General features: G+C 69.8%; 18 protein-coding genes and 1 pseudogene. 1 reads left to right on the top strand and 18 read right to left on the bottom strand.

Annotated features, from left to right (window positions below; genetic code table 11):
- The 18 genes and pseudogenes from ACRDTL_RS21290 to dxr all read right to left on the bottom strand — a co-directional run.
- Window positions 1-419: pseudogene (locus tag ACRDTL_RS21290) on the bottom strand (transketolase); the annotation flags it as partial.
- A gap of 6 nt (window positions 420-425) precedes the next feature.
- Window positions 426-1,586 (bottom strand): COX15/CtaA family protein, encoded by a 1,161-nt coding sequence (locus ACRDTL_RS21285; RefSeq protein WP_431508676.1) that lies wholly within the window; start codon window positions 1,584-1,586, stop codon window positions 426-428.
- A gap of 211 nt (window positions 1,587-1,797) precedes the next feature.
- Window positions 1,798-2,709, bottom strand: coding sequence for an ABC transporter permease (locus tag ACRDTL_RS21280; RefSeq protein WP_431508675.1), 912 nt, complete (start codon window positions 2,707-2,709; stop codon window positions 1,798-1,800).
- Window positions 2,706-3,632: an ABC transporter ATP-binding protein gene (locus ACRDTL_RS21275; protein WP_431508674.1), complete on the bottom strand. Its 927-nt coding sequence runs from the start codon at window positions 3,630-3,632 to the stop codon at window positions 2,706-2,708. The genes ACRDTL_RS21280 and ACRDTL_RS21275 overlap by 4 nt, the downstream gene beginning before the upstream one ends.
- Before the next feature lie 20 nt (window positions 3,633-3,652).
- Entirely contained in the window at window positions 3,653-5,173 is a 1,521-nt protein-coding gene (locus ACRDTL_RS21270) for a S10 family peptidase (RefSeq protein ID WP_431508673.1), read from the bottom strand.
- Window positions 5,174-5,218: 45 nt separating this feature from the next.
- A complete protein-coding gene (locus ACRDTL_RS21265; RefSeq protein ID WP_431508672.1) occupies window positions 5,219-5,971 on the bottom strand; it encodes a gamma-glutamyl-gamma-aminobutyrate hydrolase family protein in 753 nt (250 codons plus the stop codon).
- A gap of 9 nt (window positions 5,972-5,980) precedes the next feature.
- Entirely contained in the window at window positions 5,981-6,760 is a 780-nt protein-coding gene (locus ACRDTL_RS21260; protein WP_431508671.1) for a 3-oxoacyl-ACP reductase, read from the bottom strand.
- The gene (locus tag ACRDTL_RS21255; RefSeq protein ID WP_431508670.1) at window positions 6,757-7,467 is read right to left on the bottom strand and encodes a gamma-glutamyl-gamma-aminobutyrate hydrolase family protein; all 711 of its coding nucleotides are present in this window, start codon (window positions 7,465-7,467) and stop codon (window positions 6,757-6,759) included. Before ACRDTL_RS21255 ends, ACRDTL_RS21260 begins: the two co-directional genes overlap by 4 nt.
- 16 nt (window positions 7,468-7,483) lie before the next feature.
- Window positions 7,484-8,833: a glutamine synthetase family protein gene (locus ACRDTL_RS21250; protein ID WP_431508669.1), complete on the bottom strand. Its 1,350-nt coding sequence runs from the start codon at window positions 8,831-8,833 to the stop codon at window positions 7,484-7,486.
- A gap of 15 nt (window positions 8,834-8,848) precedes the next feature.
- Complete coding sequence (locus tag ACRDTL_RS21245) at window positions 8,849-9,415, bottom strand: alpha/beta fold hydrolase (RefSeq protein WP_431508668.1); 567 nt, start codon at window positions 9,413-9,415, stop codon at window positions 8,849-8,851.
- A gap of 51 nt (window positions 9,416-9,466) precedes the next feature.
- On the bottom strand, window positions 9,467-10,966 hold the full coding sequence (locus ACRDTL_RS21240; RefSeq protein WP_431508667.1) for a cobyric acid synthase: 1,500 nt from the start codon (window positions 10,964-10,966) through the stop codon (window positions 9,467-9,469).
- Window positions 10,967-10,982: 16 nt separating this feature from the next.
- The gene (gene map / locus ACRDTL_RS21235) at window positions 10,983-11,840 is read right to left on the bottom strand and encodes a type I methionyl aminopeptidase (protein ID WP_431508666.1); all 858 of its coding nucleotides are present in this window, start codon (window positions 11,838-11,840) and stop codon (window positions 10,983-10,985) included.
- A 28-nt stretch (window positions 11,841-11,868) separates the two neighbouring features.
- The gene (locus ACRDTL_RS21230) at window positions 11,869-12,444 is read right to left on the bottom strand and encodes a DUF1707 SHOCT-like domain-containing protein (protein WP_431508665.1); all 576 of its coding nucleotides are present in this window, start codon (window positions 12,442-12,444) and stop codon (window positions 11,869-11,871) included.
- 45 nt (window positions 12,445-12,489) lie between these two features.
- On the bottom strand, window positions 12,490-14,295 hold the full coding sequence (locus ACRDTL_RS21225) for a penicillin-binding transpeptidase domain-containing protein (protein WP_431508664.1): 1,806 nt from the start codon (window positions 14,293-14,295) through the stop codon (window positions 12,490-12,492).
- A gap of 179 nt (window positions 14,296-14,474) precedes the next feature.
- A complete protein-coding gene (locus ACRDTL_RS21220; protein WP_431508663.1) occupies window positions 14,475-15,329 on the bottom strand; it encodes a GNAT family N-acetyltransferase in 855 nt (284 codons plus the stop codon).
- Window positions 15,330-15,370: 41 nt separating this feature from the next.
- Complete coding sequence (gene ispG / locus ACRDTL_RS21215) at window positions 15,371-16,549, bottom strand: flavodoxin-dependent (E)-4-hydroxy-3-methylbut-2-enyl-diphosphate synthase (RefSeq protein WP_431508662.1); 1,179 nt, start codon at window positions 16,547-16,549, stop codon at window positions 15,371-15,373.
- A 24-nt stretch (window positions 16,550-16,573) separates the two neighbouring features.
- Window positions 16,574-17,776, bottom strand: a complete 1,203-nt coding sequence (locus tag ACRDTL_RS21210; RefSeq protein WP_431508661.1) for a M50 family metallopeptidase — start codon at window positions 17,774-17,776, stop codon at window positions 16,574-16,576.
- Complete coding sequence (gene dxr, locus ACRDTL_RS21205) at window positions 17,773-18,948, bottom strand: 1-deoxy-D-xylulose-5-phosphate reductoisomerase (RefSeq protein WP_431508660.1); 1,176 nt, start codon at window positions 18,946-18,948, stop codon at window positions 17,773-17,775. The genes ACRDTL_RS21210 and dxr overlap by 4 nt, the downstream gene beginning before the upstream one ends.
- A 122-nt stretch (window positions 18,949-19,070) precedes the next feature.
- Between dxr and ACRDTL_RS21200 the strand changes: the two genes are divergently transcribed.
- Window positions 19,071-19,325, top strand: a complete 255-nt coding sequence (locus ACRDTL_RS21200; RefSeq protein ID WP_431508659.1) for a DUF2631 domain-containing protein — start codon at window positions 19,071-19,073, stop codon at window positions 19,323-19,325.
- Window positions 19,326-19,342: the final 17 nt, after the last annotated feature.

Here is a 19,342-nt window from a genome sequence, read left to right as displayed (position 1 = left end):
GCCATGCCGACCGCCATGCCCAGGCCCTGGCCCAGCGGGCCGGTGGTGGCCTCCACGCCGGGCGTGTGCCAGTGCTCGGGGTGGCCGGGGGTGTGGCTGCCCCAGGTGCGCAGCGCCTCCAGGTCGGCCAGCGTCATGCCGGGGTACCCGGACAGGTAGAGCTGGATGTAGAGGGTCAGGCTGGAGTGGCCGCAGGACAGCACGAACCGGTCCCGCCCCGGCCACGCCGGGTCGGCCGGGTCGTGCCGCATCACGCGCTGGTAGAGCAGGTAGGCCGCGGGGGCCAGGCTCATGGCCGTGCCCGGGTGGCCGTTGCCGACCTTCTGGACCGCGTCCATCGCCAGGACCCGGACCAGGTCTACGGCCCGCTTGTCAGCCTGCGACCATTCCAGCCCGGCTCCAGGCGTGTCACTGCTCACGTCGGCTCAGGCCCCCTCTGCTCTGTCTCGATCGGATGCGGATGGCTCAGAAGCGGAAAACAACGTCGGGGACGGGACGGCCGTGCGCGGCGGCTCCTCCCCACCGATTGACCCTATCCCGGCTGGGTTTCTGGCGGCCGGGCGTGCCTGTGAACCGTCGGTGAAGCCCGGGGCCCGCTCACGCAGGGCGTAGGGGAGCAGCAGCGCGGTGACCCAGATCGCGGCCGCGCCGACCTCGTGCACCCAGACCACGCCCGCCGGCAGGCCGCTGAAGTACTGCCCGTAGCCGATGCTGCCCTGCACCCCGACCAGGACCAGCAGCAGCCAGCCCAGCCAGACTGCCCGGCGCGGCGCTGAGGACAGCCGCAGCGCCAGGACCAGCGCGATGACCAGGCCGCCCAGCAGCCAGCCGATGTCGGCATGCAGCTGGGTCACCCCGGTCATCGGCAGCGGGTACCTGGGCACCGACCGGGCCCCGGCCAGCGGCCCGGTCCCGGTCACCACCGTGCCGGCCGCCAGCATCAGCGCCACGGCGCCGATCACGGCCAGCGAGATCAGCCGGACCTCCGGCCGGGCCAGCGGCCGGGCCGGGCCGGTGCCCTCCTGGCACCGGACGTACAGCGCCACCGCCGCCGCGACCAGCGCCGCCGAGGCCAGGTAGTGCACCGAGACCCAGCCCGGGTTGAGCTTGGTCAGCACGACGATGCCGCCGATGATCGCCTGGGCCACGATCGCCCCCGGCTGGGCGGCGGCCAGCCAGACCAGGTCGCGGCGCCGCCGGCCCTCGGGGCCGGACTTGTACCGCCAGGCGGCCACGAAGACCAGCACGGCGATCACGAATATGGCGTCAGTCACCAGCCGGTTGCCGAACTCGATCCACCGGTGGACCAGCGAGTCGCCGTGGACGCCGCCGGCCACCAGGCTGTGCGCGGTGCACTGCGGCCAGTCCGGGCAGCCCAGCCCGGACTGGCTGAGCCGGACCGCGGCGCCGGTCAGGATGATGAACACCGACGCCAGCACTCCGGCCAGCGCGTACCGGCGCATGGCCACGGCGGAGGGCGCCAGCACCGTGTCCGCCGCCTTCCGGACCCAGCCGGGCCAGCCGCCGCGGGCCGTCGCCGGGGCGGCCGCCGGGACCGGATGAGGCGAGTCGAGGTGTGCGGGCACGAGCCCCATCGTAGAAGCGCCCGGCGATCACCGTTACATCGAGCGTCCCCTAACCCAAACGCCGGCCATGTACTGGATGTCCCGTTGATGACACCGGCCGAGCCGTGGCTTCATGATCGCGGAAGTCCAGCCGCGACTATCGCGGACCGATTTCCGTGGTCATGAACGGCCGGGTCCGCCTTTGCGCTACTCCCGGCGGGTCGCCTTCGCGCTACTCCCAGCGGAACGTGCGGGCCGCGATGGCGATGGCGGCCACCGCCCAGGCCAGCAGTACCAGCAGGTCCAGGCCGGGCAGGCCGCCGCCGTGGGCCAGCGTCGCGCGCAGGCCGTCGGCCAGCGCGCCGGCGGGCAGCAGCCGCAGCTCGGGCCGGATCCCGGCCGGGAACCTGGCCAGCGGGAACAGCACGCCGCCGATGCCCAGCATGACCAGGTAGATGAGGTTCGCGGCGGCCAGCGTGGCCTCCGCGCGCAGCGTCCCGGCCAGCAGCAGGGCCAGCCCGCTGAACGCCGCCGTCCCGGCCAGCAGCAGCGCGACCGCGAACGCCACCCCGGCCGGGCTGGTGTCCGGCCGCCAGCCGAGCACCGCGCCGAGCGCGCAGATGATCACCACCTGGAGGACCTCGACGGCCAGCACGGTCAGGGTCTTGGCCCCGATCAGCCCGCCGCGTGACAGCGGGGTGGCGCCGAGCCGCTTGAGCACCCCGTACCGGCGCTCGAACCCGGTGGAGATGGCCTGGCTGGTGAACGCGGTGGACAGCACGGCCAGGGCCAGGATGCCGGGCACCACGAAGTCGATCCGGCTGCCGTGGATGGCCACCAGCGGCTCGTGGCCGAAGGCCAGGAGCAGCAGCACCGGGATGATCAGCGTCAGCAGCAGCTGCTCGCCGTTGCGCAGCAGGAAGCGCAGCTCCAGGCCGGCCTCGGCCCGGATCATGCGGGCCAGCGGCGCCGCGCCCGGCGCGGGCGGCGGCCAGCCCGCGGCGTCGCCGGGCCGGCTGGCACCGGGCACCCGGGATCCGGTCGCTCCCGGCCCGGTCGCTCCCGGCCCGGTCACCCCGGGCCCGGTCACGTCAGGCCCGGTCACCCCTGGCCCCCTCTCGGCGGGGCCGGCGAAGTCGGTCACGACCGCAACTCCCGTCCGGTCAGCTCCAGGAACACGTCCTCCAGCGTGCGGCTCTCGATCCGCAGGCTCTGGGCCAGGATGCCGTGGTCGGCGCACCAGGCCGTGACCGAGGCCACCAGCCGGGGATCGACGCCGTCGGTCACCTCGATCATGTAGTGGCCGGCCGGCGACTCCTTGGCCGCGCTGCCCGCGGGCAGCGCCGAGACGAGCGCGTCGAGGTCCAGGCCGGGCTCGGCCCGGAACCGCAGCTGCCCGGACGAGCCGCACAGCTCGGCCAGCGTCCCGGCCACGGCGACCTCGCCGTGGTCCACGATCACGATGTGGTCGGCCAGCCGCTCGGCCTCCTCCATGTAGTGCGTGGCCAGGATCACCGCGGTGCCCGCGGCCCGCAGGTCCTCGATCAGCTCCCAGGTGGCGTGCCGGGCCTGGGGGTCCAGGCCGGCCGTGGGCTCGTCCAGGAACACCAGCTCCGGGCGGCCGATCACGGCGGCGGCCAGGGACAGCCGCTGCTGCTGGCCGCCGGACAGCCGCCGGTAGGGGGTGCGCCCGCAGGACTCCAGCCCGAGCCGGGCGATCAGCAGGTCCGGGTCGATGGGGCGGGCGTAGAAGCGGGCCAGCACGCCCAGGTACTCGGCCGCCCTGGCCGCGGTGGGGATGCCGCCGGACTGGAGCATCACGCCGACCCTGGGCCGCAGCTCGCGGGCGTCTCGCGCCGGGTCGAGGCCCAGCACCCGGACGGTGCCGCCGTCGGGCCGCCGGTAGCCCTCGCAGGTCTCGATGGTGGTGGTCTTGCCGGCCCCGTTGGGGCCCAGGATCGCGGTCACCCGGGCGCGCGCGGCGGTCAGCGACAGGCCGGCCACGGCGGCCTTTCTGCCGTACTGCTTGACCAGGCCGCTGATCTCGACGGCCGGAGCGCTGCTCACGCTCGTGAGTCTAGGGTCCGCTAGCCGACCGTCACGAACCGGGCGAGCTGGGCGGACTGCTCGAGGCGGCTCGGCTCGTGCACGTACATCATGTGACCGGCCTCGAAGTAGCCGAACTCGATGTTCTGAGCCAGCTCGGCCGGGATCTCCAGGTGGGCGAAGGTGTGCTCGGACGCGGCGTACGGGGTGGCCCCGTCGTAGTAGCCGCAGTCCACGCGGACCCGCATGTGCGGATTGGTGCGCATGGCCGCGGCCAGCTTGTCGGCCACGTACACGTGGGCGGCCTCGAACTCCTTGTACGACCACGGGTGCACGTGGCTGCTCAGCACCTCATACGGCAGGTCGCTGTGGTACTCCAGCTCGCCGCGCACGTAGTGGTTCAGGGCCGCCGAGTAGGGGCCGATGATGGCGTCCATGGACGGGTCGCTGGCCCACTGCTCCCGCCCGTAGTCCGCGTCCCAGCCGGTGAACCGGCCGTCCAGGCGGCCCACGGTGCGCCGCTGCGCGCGCAGCAGCTCGGTGAAGAAGCGGATGTGCTCGGGCCGCAGGTTGACCCGGTCGACGTAGTCCTCCGACAGCCCGGTCAGCGCGGCCACCCGGGCCACCGCGGCCGACCGCTCCCCGGCGGTCAGCCGGGCGCCGCGGCTGAGCACCTGCAGGTACTCGCCGCCGGCGTAGGCCTGCGCGTCGTCCAGCACCTCGCGCAGCGGCCGGTCGCCGTGCCGCCCGTGGTAGTGCGCGATCGCGGCGTAGGTGGGCAGGTAGTACACGTAGGCGTCGTCGTTGCCCGCGTTGAACTCGGTCGTGCCGCCGTCCAGGAAGGCGGAGATCAGCATCAGGCCGTTCAGGTACATCCCGTAGCGTTCCTGCAGATGACGGGCCAGGCCCGCCGCCCTGGTGGTGCCGTAGGACTCGCCGCACAGGTACTTGGGCGACATCCAGCGGTCCTCGCGGGTCGTCCACAGCCGGATGACCTCGCCGACCGACTCGATGTCCGCGCCGAAGCCGTGGAAGTCGCCGGACTTGCCGCCCTTGACGGCGCGGGAGAAGCCGGTCGAGACCGGGTCGATGAACACCAGGTCGGAGTGGCGCAGCAGGGTCTGGGAGTTGTCGGCCAGGCCGTAGGGCGGCGGCAGCAGCGCGCCGGCGTCGCCCATCATCACCCGGCGCGGGCCGAGCAGGCCCAGGTGCAGCCAGACGCTCGAGGAGCCGGGGCCGCCGTTGAACGCGAACGTCACAGGGCGTCGGGCCTTGGCGGCGGCGCTGTCGGCGTTATCAGCGGTGTAGGCGACCACGAACACCTCGGCGGTCGCCTTGGCCCCGGCGAACTCGTCGTCGCCGATCTGCTCCTTGCGCAGCACGACCCGCCCGGCCTGGACCGTGTACGGCAGCGCAGTGCTTCTAGGGCGCCCCGCCGCGCTGTCGACCGTGATCTCGTGGTGGGTGGTGACCAGGTCGTCCTGCGGCTCTTCCGGCTTGGCGTCTGCCCCGGTGCCCTCGCCGGCCGGGTTCTGCCGATCGTCGCTTGTGTCTGAGGCCATGGCAGAGCAGGCTAACGGGCCTCGGCCGCCCGGGGGTGGGCCGGGTCAGGCCCTGACGGGCTCCGAGGCCGGCACGGCGGCCGCGGCGGCCAAAGCCGTGAACAGGCTCAGGTCCTCTCCGGCCTCGGGGTGCCACTGGACGGCCACCGCGAACGGATGCTGCGCCGGGCTCAGCTCGGCCGCCTCGATGATGCCGTCGGCGGTCCACGCGGTGGCGGTCAGCCCGCTGCCGAGCTGGTCGACGGCCTGGTGGTGATGGGTGGGCACGACGACCGGCAGGTGGTCGGTCAGGTCGGTGCGGTGCAGGATCGAGGCCAGCCGGCTGCCCGGCGCGACCCGGACCTCGTGCTGCCCGTAGCCGCTGGCCTCGGGAGAGTGGCTGTCGTTGCCGACCAGGTCGGGCAGGTGCTGGTGCAGCGTGCCGCCCAGGGCCACGTTCATGACCTGCATGCCGCGGCAGATGCCGAGCACCGGCAGCCGCTGCTCCAGCGCGGCGCTGACCAGGGCCAGCTCGGCGTCGTCGCGGGCCGGGTTGGCCGGCCCGGAGCTGGGGTCGCGCGGCGCGCCGTAGCGGGCCGGGTCGATGTCCCCGCCGCCGGACAGCACCAGGCCGTCCAGGCGGCCGGTCACGGCCTCGATCCCGGCCAGCGGCGGCAGCAGCACCGGGATGGCCCCGGCCGCGGCCACGCTGGCCGCGTAGCGCTCGGGGAGCAGGACGGCGAGCCTGTCCCAGGTGCTCCAGCGGGCCGTTTCGCGGTAGGAGCTGATCCCGATCAGCGGACGTATCGGTGGTGGCATGACGCCAGCCTACAAAGGCGTCACGTAGGCCCCGCTGATGCCACCGTCCACCAGGAACGACGACGCGGTCATGAACGAGGAGTCGTCGCTGGCCAGGAAGGCCACGGCGGCGGCGATCTCCTCGGGCTCGCCGAACCGGCCCATGGGCACGTGGACCAGGCGGCGCGCGGCCCGCTCGGGATCCTTGGCGAACAGCTCGCGCAGCAGCGGCGTGCTGACCGGCCCCGGGCACAGGGCGTTGACCCGGATGCCCTCGCGGGCGAACTGGACGCCGAGCTCGCGGGTCATGGCCAGCACCCCGCCCTTGGACGCGGTGTAGGAGATCTGCGATGTCGCCGACCCCATCACCGCAACGAACGAGGCGACGTTGACGATCGAACCACGGCCGGCAGGCACCATGTGCCGCAACGCCGCCCGGCAGCACAGGTACACCGATTTCAGGTTGACGTCTTGCACCCGCTGCCACACGGGCTGCTCGGTGTTCTCGATCAGCTCGTCCTCCGGTGGCGAGATGCCGGCGTTGTTGACCGCGATATCGACCGACCCATAGCGTTCCGCCGCGGTATCGAACAGCGTGTTGACGGCGGCTTCATCCGAAACATCCACCGGCACAAACAAACCGCCCAATTCGTCGGCAGCCGCCGCGCCAGCCCGCTGGTCGATGTCGCCGACGGCGATGGTGGCTCCTTCGACATGCAGCCGTCGTGCCGACGCCAGGCCGATGCCGCCGCCTGCGCCGGTGACGACGGCGACCTTGCCCGAAAGCCGCTGGCTCAGATCTGAGCTCATCTGCTCACTCGCTCGCTGGCATACGGCCGTGCCGCATCCACGACCGCCGCGAAGAGCCGCAGATCGTCGAGGCTTTCCTCCGGATGCCACTGTACGGCCAGCACGAAACGCTCCCCGGGCAGTTCGAGCGCCTCGATCACACCGTCGGCGTCCCATGCGCTGACAACCAGGCCGTCGCCGACCTCGGCGATGGCCTGATGGTGATAGCACCGCACGTCGGCGTTCTCCCCCAGCAGCCCCGCCAGCCGGGTGCCGGGCACCGTGCGCGCGCTCAGCGTGGTGAAAACGGCGTTGCCGGCCCGATGCCCGTCGTGCCCGATGACGTCGGGCAGATGCTGATGCAGCGTTCCGCCGAACGCGACGTTGAGTACCTGAGCGCCGCGACAGATGCCCAACACCGGCAGCTCCCGCTTGAGCGCCTCGCGCAGCAGCGCGAATTCCCAGTCGTCGCGCTGCGTGCCGGGCTCATCGGTGGTCGGGTGCCGCTGCTGCCCGTAGGCGGCGGGATCGACGTCCTTACCTCCGGTGAGCAACAGGCCGTCCAGGCCGTCGAGCACCCGGTTGGCGATGTCGACGTCCACCGGCTGCGGCGGCAGCAGCGTTGCCACCCCGCCGGTCAGCGTGACGCCCTGAAAGTAGGCGGCGGGCAAAAAGCTGGCCCGAACGTCCCAAATGCCCGTCTGGGCCTGATCCAGATAGGTCGTCATGCCGATTACCGGCGGCCTAGAGGCGCTCAAAGCCACGCCTCCGCTCCCAATCGGTGACCGCGGCGTTGAACGCCGCGGCCTCGGCACGCGCATTGTTCAGGTAGTGCGTCACGACGTCCTCGCCGAACGCCTGCCGCGCGACGGCTGATCCACCGAAGAGCGCGGCGGCCTCGGTCAGTGTGCCGGGTAGCCGTTCGGCGTCGCTGTCGTAGGCATTGCCGATGCAAGGCTCCGGCAGCTGCAGGCCCTGTTCGATACCGTGCAACCCACCGGCGATCAGGGCTGCGACCGCCAGGTACTGGTTGACATCGCCGCCGGGCACCCGGCATTCCATCCGCAGGTCGCGCCCACGACCGACGACGCGCAGCGCGCACGTCCGGTTATCGGGTCCCCACGCAACCACCGTAGGTGCGAAGCTGCGGTCCGCGAACCGCTTGTAAGAGTTGATGTTCGGCGCATAGAACAACGTCAGCTCCCGCACCGTGGCCAACTGGCCCGCGACGAAACTGCGGAACGTCGCCGACATGCCGTCCGGTTGGCTGTCGTCGGCGAACGTCGCGGAGCCGTCCGCCGACCGAAGCGAAATGTGGATGTGACAGCTGCTGCCTTCCCGTTCGTCGTATTTCGCCATGAATGTCAAGCATTTGCCGTGCTGGCCGGCGATCTCCTTGGCGCCGTTCTTGTAGACGCTGTGGTTGTCGCAGGTGACCAGCGCATCGTCATAGTTGAACACGATCTCCTGCTGACCCCTATTGCACTCCCCCTTGGCGCTGTGCCAGCGCAGACCGGCGGCCTGCATTTGACTTCGGATATCGCGTAGCAGCGGCTCGATGCGGGTCGAGGCCAGCACCGAATAGTCCATGTTGTAGTCGCTGGCCGGCATCAGCCCGCGGTAGCCGCTGGCCCACGCCTGGCGGTAGGTCTCGTCGAACACCAGGAACTCGAGCTCGGTGGCGACATAGGCGCGCAGGCCGTGCCGACTCAACCGGTCAAGCTGGCAGCGCAGCACACGGCGCGGAGCGGCGGCGACAGGCCCGCCGTCGTGCCAGACCAGATCGGCCACTACCAGCGCCGTACCGGGCAGCCAGGGCATCAGCCGAAGCGTGGCCAGGTCCGGCCTCATCACCATGTCGCCGTAACCCGTGCCCCAGCTCGACATCGGGTAACCGGCGACGGGGTTCATCTCGACGTCGACGGCGAGCAGGTAACTGCAGCACTCGGCGCCGCGAGTGGCCACCTCATCGACGAAATACCGGCCCGACACCCGCTTCCCCACCAGCCGGCCCTGCATGTCGGTGAACGCGACGATAACCGTGTCGATATCACCGGCGGCGACCAGCCGCGCGAGGTCATCCTGGGACAGCATTTCGCCAGACGTCGGTCACCAGGTGCTGGTGCGCAGCACGATCTCGGCGGCCAGCTGCGCCGTCGACTCCGCGACATTGCGCCGGCCCAGCAGCTCCACCACGCGGAACTCACCCAAGACATATCGCTGGCTGGCCCGGGCCACCGCCTGCGCGGCCGGGGTACTGACCAGCGCGGTGGTGTTGATCTCCACCGGTGGGCAGTGCTCGTCGCGGATGACGCCGGCCAGATCGGCCATCCGTGGATGCCCGCGGTCGATAACCACCAGACCGGTGAAGCGGTCCAACCGGGTCGCCGCCAACTCCCAGGCCAGCTCGGCCCCGATGCGATCACCGACCAGCACCGCCCAGTCGATGTCGAGCACGTCGAGAATGCCGACCACCGACTTGGCGCTCAACCGCGGATCAGGACCGATGACGATCGTGCGCAGCGACGCGGTATGCAGCCGCTCGCACACCGGGTCGTAGGCGGCCGGCGCGCGCTGCGCGGCGCCGAGCACCAGCACGGCGGAGCCGTTTTCCGGACCTGCGACGCCGACCTCGATCGCGAAGCCGTCGATGGTGGTCATCATCGTCGAAGGCATTCGTGCAAATTACAGCTAATCGGCCTGGGCGGTGAGCGTTTTCGCACTTTCTCATGCTGGTTTCCGGCCGACGACGAGCGTCGGCCGCGGCGGAGGTCCGTCATGCAGCAGGCCGGCGACGGCGTCGATGTCGACGTGCACGGCCAACAGATCCGCCATCAGATCGAGCTGGGCGTCACGGCGCGCCGACACGTCGACGTCGTCGGCCACGACGAAGCCGTCCCGGCCCGCCGCGGCGGCCGCGCGGCGCAACCACTCCCGCCGGAACACGTCGTTGTCGAACAGCCCGTGCCAATGCGTGCCGTACACAGAAGCGCGGCAGTACCCCTGCGGCGCTCCGTCCGCCTCGAACCAGGTGGTCTCGGCGCAGCGCACCACCCGCCCGTGGTGGATCTCATAACCATTCGGCGGCCAGCGGCGCAGCACCTTGTCGGGGGTGAACACGATGTCGGCGTTCAGCAGGCCCAGCCCGTCGACACGCCCGGATCGGGTTTCGACCGGATCGTCGATCGAGCGGCACAGCATCTGGAAGCCACCGCAGATCCCCAGCACCACCCGGCCCGCGGCCGCGTGGCCGACGACGGCCTGGGCTAGCCCGCGCTCGTGCACCCAGCGCAGGTCGGCGATGGTGGCCTTACTGCCGGGCAGCACGATCACGTCGGCGTCGGCGAGGTCGGCGGGTTCGGTCACCCAGCGCACCAGCACCCCGGGCTCACACGCCAGCGCCTCGACGTCGGTGGAGTTGGAGATCCGCGGCAGACGCAGCGCGGCGACGCGCAGCCATTGTCGTCCCCGCGGCGGTTGCGGTGTGCCCAGCACCCGGTGGGCCAGCACCGAGACCGAGTCCTCGGCGTCCAGCCAAACTTCGTCGGCATAGGGCAGCACCCCGTAGGTGGGACGTCCGGTGAGGTCGGCCAGTTGTCGCAGGCCGGGCGCCAGCAGTGCGGGGTCGCCGCGGAATTTGTTGACGATGAACCCGGCGATGAGCGCCTGATCGTCGGGTTCGAGCACCGCCACCGTCCCGAACAGATGAGCCAACAGCCCGCCGCGGTCGATGTCGCCGACCAGAATCACCGGCAGGCGCGCTGCCCGGGCCAGTCCCATGTTGGCCACATCGGTTGCGCGCAAATTGACTTCGGCCGGCGAGCCCGCGCCCTCGCAGATCACCGCGTCGAATTCGGCTTGCAGGCTTGCTAGTTCGTCGGTTACGACGCCGCAGAGCCGATCGCGATGCGCCCAGTAGTCGGCCGCGGTGACCGAGTCGGCCACCTGCCCGCGGATCACCAGCTGCGATGTTCGGTCGCTACCGGGTTTGAGCAGGATCGGGTTGAACCTGACGCTGGGCGCCAGGCCGGCCGCGCGAGCCTGCACCGCCTGCGCCCGGCCGATCTCGCCGCCTTCGACGGTGACCGCGGAGTTGTTCGACATGTTCTGCGCCTTGAATGGCGCGACCCGAATACCCTTGCGGGCCAGCAGCCGGCACAGTCCCGCGACCACCATGGACTTCCCGGCGTCGGAACTGGTGCCGGCGACCAGCAGCGCGCCACTCACTTTTGCGTGGCGAGCGCTAGAGACATGTGAGGATTTCGGCGCCGGTGTCGGTGACCAGCAGTGTGTGCTCGAACTGCGCGGTCCACTTGCGATCCTTGGTGACCACCGTCCAGCCGTCGTCCCAGATTTCGTAGTCGACCGCGCCGAGGTTGATCATCGGCTCGATGGTGAACGTCATCGCAGGCTCGAGGACTGTACTGACCGAGGGCTGGTCGTAGTGCAGCACCACCAGCCCGTTGTGGAACGTGGTGCCGATGCCGTGCCCGGTGAAGTCGCGAACCACGTTGTATCCGAAGCGGTTTGCGTACGACTCGATGACCCGGCCGACCACCGACAACGACCGGCCCGGTTTGACGGCCTTGATCGCCCGCATCGTCGCCTCCCGGGTGCGCTCGACGAGCAGCCGATGCTCCTCGGAAACATCGCCGGCCAGAAATGTCGCGTTGGTGTCGCCGTGGACGCCGTCGATGTAGGCGGTGACGTCGATGTTGACGATGTCTCCGTCCTCGATCACAGTCGAGTCCGGAATGCCGTGGCAGATGACTTCGTTCAGCGACGTGCAGCACGACTTCGGGTAACCCTTGTAGCCCAGCGTCGAGGGATAGGCGCCGGCCTCGACCATGTAGTCGTGTGCGATGCGGTCCAACTCGTCGGTCGTCACCCCGGGCGCGACCGCCTTGCCCGCCGCGGCGAGCGCGCCGGCTGCGATCCGGCTGGCGATGCGCATCTTCTCGATCACCTCGGGTGTCTGCACCCACGGCTCGCTACCCTCGGCCGCGGTCGGCTTACCGACGTATTCCGGGCGCGGAATCGACGTGGGTACCGGCAGTGTCGGGGACAGCACGCCGGGGGACAACGCACTACGCACAGGCATGTCGCAAGCTTACTGGCGTGCCATCTCCTCAGCGCCGGCGCAGCAATGACCGCCGCGGCCCGCGGATCACGACCGAGCCGCACACCACCCGGCCGGTCAGCACCACGTGCGGTATCCCCTCGGCGGGCGCGTTCTTACGGCGGTCGCTCGCGCTGCCGACATAGACCTCGACGTCGTCGATGGAGGCGCTGGCGCCGTCGGGCAGCCGGATCTCGACCGAACCGAACTTCATGTCGAGTTCGATGACGACCACCGGCCCGGCGAACCGGGCATGCACCAGGTCCAATTCGCACGACCCCAGCCTGCGCACCAGGGCCAGCCGCGTCGGCACCATCCACTCGCCGCGACGCTTGAGCGATCCCACCCAGCCGCGCAGCTCGACCCGATCGGCCGCGCAGGTGACGATCGCACCCGGTCCGGGTAAATCTGTCACCAGGCTGTCCAGGTCATTGCGGGTGCGCGCATACGACACCCGCGACGAGCGTTGCTCGAACTCATCGATATCGATCAGCCCGAGCGCGACCGCGTTGTGCAGGCGGCGCAGCGTGCCGTTGCGGTCGGCATCCGACACGCGGAGCTCGGTCAGTTGGTCGGGGCGCGTCATAGCGGTACCAATTTACCGCCGCCGACTGTGCGCGTCGCTGGGCAATCAGGCCAGATAGTCGCCGGGTAGCCCCTGCAACATCCGCTTGGCCATCCGGACCGCGTACTCCGAGCTGCCGCCCCCGACGATCAGCGCCGCAAACGCCATGTCACCGCGGTACCCGGCGAACCAGGAATGCGATCCACCGGGAATTTCGGCTTCACCGGTCTTCCCGAACACCACACCGCAGTCGGCGATGTCCTTGCCGGTGCCGTTGGTCACCACCAGCCGCATCATCGGACGCAGCCCGCCGAGCATCTTCTCGCTGATCGGCGCGGTATCGCCGGCGATGGTCGTCGGGTGTCCCTCGATGAGTTTCGGTACCGGGGTTTTCCCGGCGTCCACCGTGGCCGCGACCAGCGCCATGCCGAACGGGCTGACCAGCACCTTGCCCTGGCCGAAGCCGTCTTCGGTGCGTTCGGCCCGATCGACCGTCGGCGGCACCGAGCCGGTCACCGTGGTGATGCCGTCCACCTGGTAGTCCAGTCCAATGCCATAGCGGGCGGCGGCCTGCGTCAAACCGCGGGGCGGCATCCGGCTGGCCAGTTCGGCGAACGTGGTGTTGCACGAGCTGGCGAACGCCCGCGACATCGGCACCACGCCCAGATCGAACCCGCCGTAGTTGGGAATCCTGCGATGCCCGATGTCGATCTCGCCGGGACAGCCCAGCAGGGTGTTCGGGGTGGCCATATCCCGCTCGAGGGCCGCACCCGCGGTGACCATCTTGAACGTCGAACCCGGCGGGTACAGGCCGGTGGTGGCGACCGGGCCGTCGGCGTTTGCGGCGTTGTTTTGTGCGACGGCCAACATCTCGCCGGTCGACGGCCTGATCGCCACGATCATCGCCTTACCGGGTTGGGTGTCCACGGCGTGCTGAGCGGCGTCCTGCACGGCACGATCCAGGCTGATCGAGATCGACGGCGCCGGTGACGGCTCCACCTCGTGCAGCACCGCGACGTCGACGCCGTTCTGGTTCACGCTGACCGCCCGCCAGCCGGCCTGGCCGTCGAGTTCGTTGACCACCGCCTTTTTCACCTCGCTGATCAGCGCGGGCGCGAACCGATCGTCGGTCGGCAACAGCTCGGCCTGCGGGGTGATCACCACGCCGGGCAGCTCGCCGATCGCGGCCGCGACGTTGTTGTTGTCGTCGATGCGCAGCGTGACCAGGTCCAACGGGGTCGGCGAGGAGCTGGCCTGTTCGGCGAGTAGTTGCGGGTCGAGGGTGTCATCAAAGGGATGCAGGGCCTCCACCACCGCATGGGCCGTCTGGATCAGCTGCTCACCGGCGCGCCGAGCATCCAATGAGTAGTGGTAGAGGTACCCGGGCGCCAGCACGTCGGTACCGCCGACTTCGTTGACCCCGGCACGCCGCGGCGGGTCGGCCCGCAGCGCGAACGTCTGATGCTCGCCGAGCCGCGGATGCAATCCGGTGGTAGTCCAGCGCACCTGCCAGCGCCCCTCGTCGCGCACCATCTTCAGCTGGCCGTCGTAAGTCCAGCTGCGGTTCTTCGGTAGCTGCCAGGTGTAGCGGTAGCCCACGGTGCCGGTGTCCTCGGTGTAGTGCGAGCCGAGGATCTGCGCGTCCAGGTGGGTGGCCTGCAGTCCGGCCCATGCCGCGTTGAGTGCCTCCCGGGCATCGCTGGCGTCGTCGGTGAGCTCGGCGGCCGCCGCGGTGTCGCCCGTGGCCAGTGCTGCGAAGAACCGTTCGGCCGCCGGGCCGGGGCCGTCCGGGCGCGGAGTGCAGGCCGGCAAAGCAGCAACCGCGAGAAGCACGGCGGAGAAAACTGTGACTAGTGATCTTAGAGTTGCCATTGAGGCTGATGTTACGAACGGTAGGCAGTCGATGGTCGGAGGCGCACCGAGACCAAACCGTGACGTCAGCTTTGCTCGCGAGTGTGAGCTCAGGGCTTCGAGTGTGAGCTCAGGGTGCCTACACGCCGCGAAACCCGCCCAGGATGCACACCCGGCGCCAGGGATTCACACTCGACCGCTCAGTCCAGCAGCACGGTGGCGAAGGTGCCGACCTCGGCGAAGCCGACCCGGGAGTACGAGGCCCGGGCCACCGTATTGAAGGCGTTGACGTAGAGGCTCGCGATGCGCCCGGTGCCGACGATCACCGCGGCCAGGGTCGCGGTGCCGGCCGTGCCCAGACCCCGGCCACGCCGTTCGGGGTGAACCCAGACCCCTTGGATCTGGCCGACCGCCGGAGATTGCGATCCCACTTCTGCTTTGAAAACGACCCGACCGTGCTCGAACCGGGCCCATGCTCGACCCGCGCTGATGAGGTTGGCCACCCGGCGGCGGTAACTGCGGCCCCCGTCGCCCAGTCGCGGGTCGACGCCCACCTCACCGATGAACATGTCGACGGCCGCCACCAGGTAGGCGTCGATCTCGCTGAGCCGCACCTGCCGCACGCCCGGGTCGATCTCGCAGCTGGGCATCGAGTCCAACGCCATCAGTGGCTGACGGTCACGGACATCGCGGGCCGGACCCCACGCCGGCTCGAGCCGCTGCCACAACGGCATCACCAACTCGGCCCGACCCACCAGCGAGGAGCAACGCCGCGACGCGCGCATCGCCGCATCGGCGAACGTGTCCAAGTCGGCCGACCCGCCCCGCAGCGGAATCAGGTTGGGACCGGCGTAACACAACGACTCGGCGGCGCCGCGCCGGGTCCACAGTTCGGCGCCGAGCGCGCCCGGATCGATGCCGTGATCGGCGATCCGCGCGGCAACCATGCACGAGCCGATCGGGTCGTGGTCGAGGACGCGGTGCACCGCGGCGGCATCGCGCACCACCGACACCCGTCGCTCGTCGACCGCACTAGGGATGGGCGGAGCCGACATAGTGACTCTTTCTGCGAGCAGGCGGTCCGAACAGACCCCCATCAGCTTACGGTCACAACCGGCGGACCGCTCGCAGTCGCGTCCGGGCCGTGTTCGATTCCCCGTTCCTGACCCATTTCGCCGGCCAGCCGCATGGCCTCCTCGATCAGTGTCTCGACGATCTGCGACTCGGGTACCGTCTTGATCACCTTGCCGCGCACGAAGATTTGTCCCTTGCCGTTGCCCGACGCGACGCCGAGGTCGGCCTCGCGCGCCTCCCCCGGGCCGTTGACGACGCAGCCCATCACCGCGACGCGCAACGGCACCTCGAGCCCCTCCAGACCCGCGCTGACCTCGTTGGCCAGCGTGTAGACATCGACCTGCGCGCGCCCGCACGACGGACAGGACACGATCTCCAGCGACCGGGGCCGCAGGTTCAGCGACTCCAGGATCTGGTTGCCGACCTTGACCTCCTCGACCGGCGGCGCCGACAGCGACACCCGGATGGTGTCGCCGATGCCCCGCGACAACAGGGCGCCGAACGCGACCGCGGATTTGATCGTGCCCTGGAAGGCCGGCCCGGCCTCGGTGACGCCCAGGTGCAGCGGGTAGTCGCACTGGGCGGCCAGCAGCTCGTAGGCCTTGACCATCACGACCGGATCGTTGTGCTTGACACTGATCTTGATGTCGCCGAAGCCGTGTTCTTCGAACAGCGATGCCTCCCACAGCGCCGACTCCACCAGCGCCTCCGGGGTGGCCTTGCCGTACTTCTCCATGAACCGCTTATCCAGCGAGCCGGCGTTGACGCCGATGCGGATCGGGACACCGGCCGCACCGGCGGCCTTGGCCACCTCGCCGACCCGCCCGTCGAATTCCTTGATGTTGCCCGGGTTGACCCGCACCGCCGCGCACCCCGCATTGATCGCGGCGAAGATGTATTTGGGCTGGAAGTGGATGTCGGCGATCACCGGAATCTGGCTGTGCCGGGCAATCTCGCCCAGCGCGTCGGCGTCCTCCTGGCGCGGGCAGGCCACCCGCACGATGTCGCAACCAGTGGCGGTTAACTCGGCGATCTGCTGCAGTGTCGCGTTGACGTCGTGGGTCTTGGTGGTGCACATCGACTGCACCGAAATCGGGTAATCGCTGCCCACCCCGATCTCGCCGACCATCAGCTGACGCGTCTTGCGCCGCGGCGCCAACGTGGCTTCGGGTGATGCCGGCATTCCTAAGCCGACGGTCATTGCCTCTCCTAGTGGGGTGGGTTCCTACTGGAACAGCCTGATCGGGTTGACCAGATCGGCGGTCACCGTCAACAGCATGTAGCCGACGACCAGCACCAAGACTACGTAGGTGGCCGGCATGAGTTTGAGATAGTTCACCGGCGCGGCCGCGACCATGCCACGGGTCGAGCGGATCATGTTGCGGATCTTCTCGTAGAACGCGATGGCGATGTGGCCGCCGTCGAACGGCAGCAACGGCAGCAGGTTGAGTGCGCCCAAGATGAAGTTCAGCTGGGCCAGGAAGAACCAGAACGCCTCCCACACTCCGTGGTCGACGGTATCGCCGCCGATGATCGATGCGCCGACGATGCTGATCGGGGTATCTTCGCTGCGCGGGCCGCCGCCTATCGCCTGCACCAGCGCACCGACCTTGGTCGGGATGGTGGCCAGCGCCTTACCGAGTTCAACGCTCAAATCGCCGGTGAAGACGAAGGCGGCCGGAACGGCGGTGGCCACGTTGTAGTGCATGGGCGGGTAGATCTTCGGCGCCACACCGATCATGCCGACTTTCGACGGTGTGTCGCTGCCCCCGATCCACCGTTGCGCAGGTGTGACGTCGACGGACAGGGTCATCCGGGTGCCGTCGCGCTCGACGACGATCGGGGTGGGCCCGGTGTGATTGCGGATCGCGGCAGCCATCTCGGCGAAGTTGCCCACCGGGGTGTCGCCGACTTTGACGACGATGTCGCCGGGGCGGATCCCAGCCTGGTACGCGGGTCCGACACCGTTGCATTGCGCGAACTGGCCTTTGGTGATTTCTGGTGTGACACAGGCGGTTTCACCAACTACAGCCGAGGTGAGCGGATGCAGGTTGGGCAGGCCCCAGACTACCGCCATGACATAGATCAGCAGCAGGCCGATGACGAAGTTCATCCCGGGGCCGGCCAGCAACACTGCGGTGCGCTTCCAGGTTTTCTGCTTGTACATGGCGCGGTCCCGCTCGTCGGGTGCCAGCTCCTCCATGGCCGTCATCCCGGCGATGTCGCAGAAGCCGCCCGCCGGAATCGCCTTGAGGCCGTATTCGGTGCCGCCGCGCCGCGTCGACCACAGCGTCGGGCCGAAGCCGACGAAGTAGCGCCGCACCCGCATGCCGGTGGCACGCCCCACCCACATATGGCCGCACTCGTGCAGCGCGACCGAGACCAGGATGGCAACCGCGAACAGCACGATGCCGACAACGAACATCATCGGGTTGGTGTCACCTTTCTCGGACCGCCCGTTTCGACCGCGTGCCGCGCCCGTTCGCGGGCCCACCGCTGCGCGTCGAGTACGTCATCCACGGTAGCGGGTGGGACCGCCCATTGGTCGGCGGCGTGCAACACGTCGGCGATGGTGCGCACGATCGCGGGGAACCCGATCCGACCGGCGAAAAAAGCCGCGGCGGCCTCTTCGTTGGCGGCGTTGTAGACCGCGGTCAGGCAACCGCCGGCCTGGCCGGCCCGGCGGGCCAACTCGACGGCGGGGAAAACGTCGGCGTCCAGCGGCTCGAAGTCCCAGCTCGACGCCGTGGAGAAGTCGCAGGCGGCGGCCGCGCCGGGTACCCGGTCCGGCCAGCCCAGCGCCAACGAGATGGGCAGTCTCATGTCCGGCGGGCTGGCCTGCGCGATCGTCGACCCGTCGGTGAACGTGACCATCGAATGCACGATTGACTGCGGGTGGACGACGACCTCGATGCGCTGGTAGCCGATGCCGAACAGCAGGTGGGTTTCGATCAGCTCGAGCCCCTTGTTGACCAGCGACGCGGAGTTCAGCGTGTTCATCGGCCCCATCGACCAGGTGGGATGCGCGCCGGCCTGCTCCGGGGTGACGTTTTCGAGGTCGGCCGCCGACCAGCCGCGGAATGGTCCGCCGGAGGCGGTGAGCACCAGTTTGGCGACCTCGCCGCCGGTACCGCCGCGCAGGCATTGGGCCAGCGCGGAGTGCTCGGAGTCGACCGGCACGATCTGCCCCGGTGCTGCCGCCTGCAGCACCAGCGGGCCGCCGGCGATCAGCGACTCCTTGTTGGCCAGCGCCAGCGTGGCCCCGCTCGCCAGCGCGGCCAGCGTCGGGCGCAGGCCCAGCGCACCGACCAGCGCGTTGAGGACGACGTCGGCGTCGGTGTTCTCGACCAGCCGGGTGACCGCCTCGGGTCCGCAGTAGCTGACCTGGCCGATCGCCTGGGCCGCGCGCTCGTCGGCGACGGCGACATTGGTCACCCCGGTCTCGGCGCGCTGGCGTGCGAGCAGGTCGGGACTGGCGCCGCCGGCGGCCAGCCCGACCAGCTCGAAGCGATCCGGATTGGCGGCGATGACCTCCAGTGCCTGGGTGCCGATGGAGCCGGTACTGCCCAGCACCAGGACCTTGCGGCGGCGGTTCGTCACCCACCTATTGTGCCGCGGATGTCGCGTCTGCGAACCCCGAGCCAGCCGACGGGCAAACCGGGATGTGCCAGAATGTCGAGGCGTCATCAGTCTGCAAGCCAGTCGCAACCGAAGGAGTCGCCGTGGTCGGTACCGAGGTGAACCGCGACGCCGGCGTCGACACCGCCGAAGTGCCGTCCGCAAAATGGGGCTGGAGCCGGATCAACCACCGGACCTGGCACATCGTGGGGCTGTGCATCGCCGGATTTCTGCTGTTGATGATTCGCGGCAACCACGTCGGCCACGTCGAGGACTGGTTTTTGATCAGCTTCGCCGCGCTGGTGCTCTTCGTCACCGTGCGCGACTGGTGGGGCCGACGGCGAGGCCGGCTCAGGTAGCGATCACCCGTCGGCGG

The organism is Mycobacterium sp., assembly GCF_050700595.1.
Classification (GTDB): domain Bacteria; phylum Actinomycetota; class Actinomycetes; order Mycobacteriales; family Mycobacteriaceae; genus Mycobacterium.
The sequence above is the reverse complement of the archived record's forward strand: the minus strand, read 5'-3'. Positions and strand labels throughout refer to the sequence as shown.

What these genes read in the sequence shown, in the direction of transcription:
- ACRDTL_RS21220 (WP_431508663.1), bottom strand. Translation starts at nt 15,329, where the DNA reads ATGTCGGCTCCGCCCATCCCTAGTGCGGTCGACGAGCGACGGGTGTCG.
- ispG (WP_431508662.1), bottom strand. Translation starts at nt 16,549, where the DNA reads ATGACCGTCGGCTTAGGAATGCCGGCATCACCCGAAGCCACGTTGGCG.
- ACRDTL_RS21255 (WP_431508670.1), bottom strand. Translation starts at nt 7,467, where the DNA reads ATGACGACCTATCTGGATCAGGCCCAGACGGGCATTTGGGACGTTCGG.
- ACRDTL_RS21265 (WP_431508672.1), bottom strand. Translation starts at nt 5,971, where the DNA reads ATGCCACCACCGATACGTCCGCTGATCGGGATCAGCTCCTACCGCGAA.
- ACRDTL_RS21270 (WP_431508673.1), bottom strand. Translation starts at nt 5,173, where the DNA reads ATGGCCTCAGACACAAGCGACGATCGGCAGAACCCGGCCGGCGAGGGC.
- ACRDTL_RS21245 (WP_431508668.1), bottom strand. Translation starts at nt 9,415, where the DNA reads ATGCCTTCGACGATGATGACCACCATCGACGGCTTCGCGATCGAGGTC.
- ACRDTL_RS21250 (WP_431508669.1), bottom strand. Translation starts at nt 8,833, where the DNA reads ATGCTGTCCCAGGATGACCTCGCGCGGCTGGTCGCCGCCGGTGATATC.
- ACRDTL_RS21225 (WP_431508664.1), bottom strand. Translation starts at nt 14,295, where the DNA reads ATGGCAACTCTAAGATCACTAGTCACAGTTTTCTCCGCCGTGCTTCTC.
- ACRDTL_RS21230 (WP_431508665.1), bottom strand. Translation starts at nt 12,444, where the DNA reads ATGACGCGCCCCGACCAACTGACCGAGCTCCGCGTGTCGGATGCCGAC.
- ACRDTL_RS21260 (WP_431508671.1), bottom strand. Translation starts at nt 6,760, where the DNA reads ATGAGCTCAGATCTGAGCCAGCGGCTTTCGGGCAAGGTCGCCGTCGTC.
- ACRDTL_RS21210 (WP_431508661.1), bottom strand. Translation starts at nt 17,776, where the DNA reads ATGATGTTCGTTGTCGGCATCGTGCTGTTCGCGGTTGCCATCCTGGTC.
- map (WP_431508666.1), bottom strand. Translation starts at nt 11,840, where the DNA reads ATGCCTGTGCGTAGTGCGTTGTCCCCCGGCGTGCTGTCCCCGACACTG.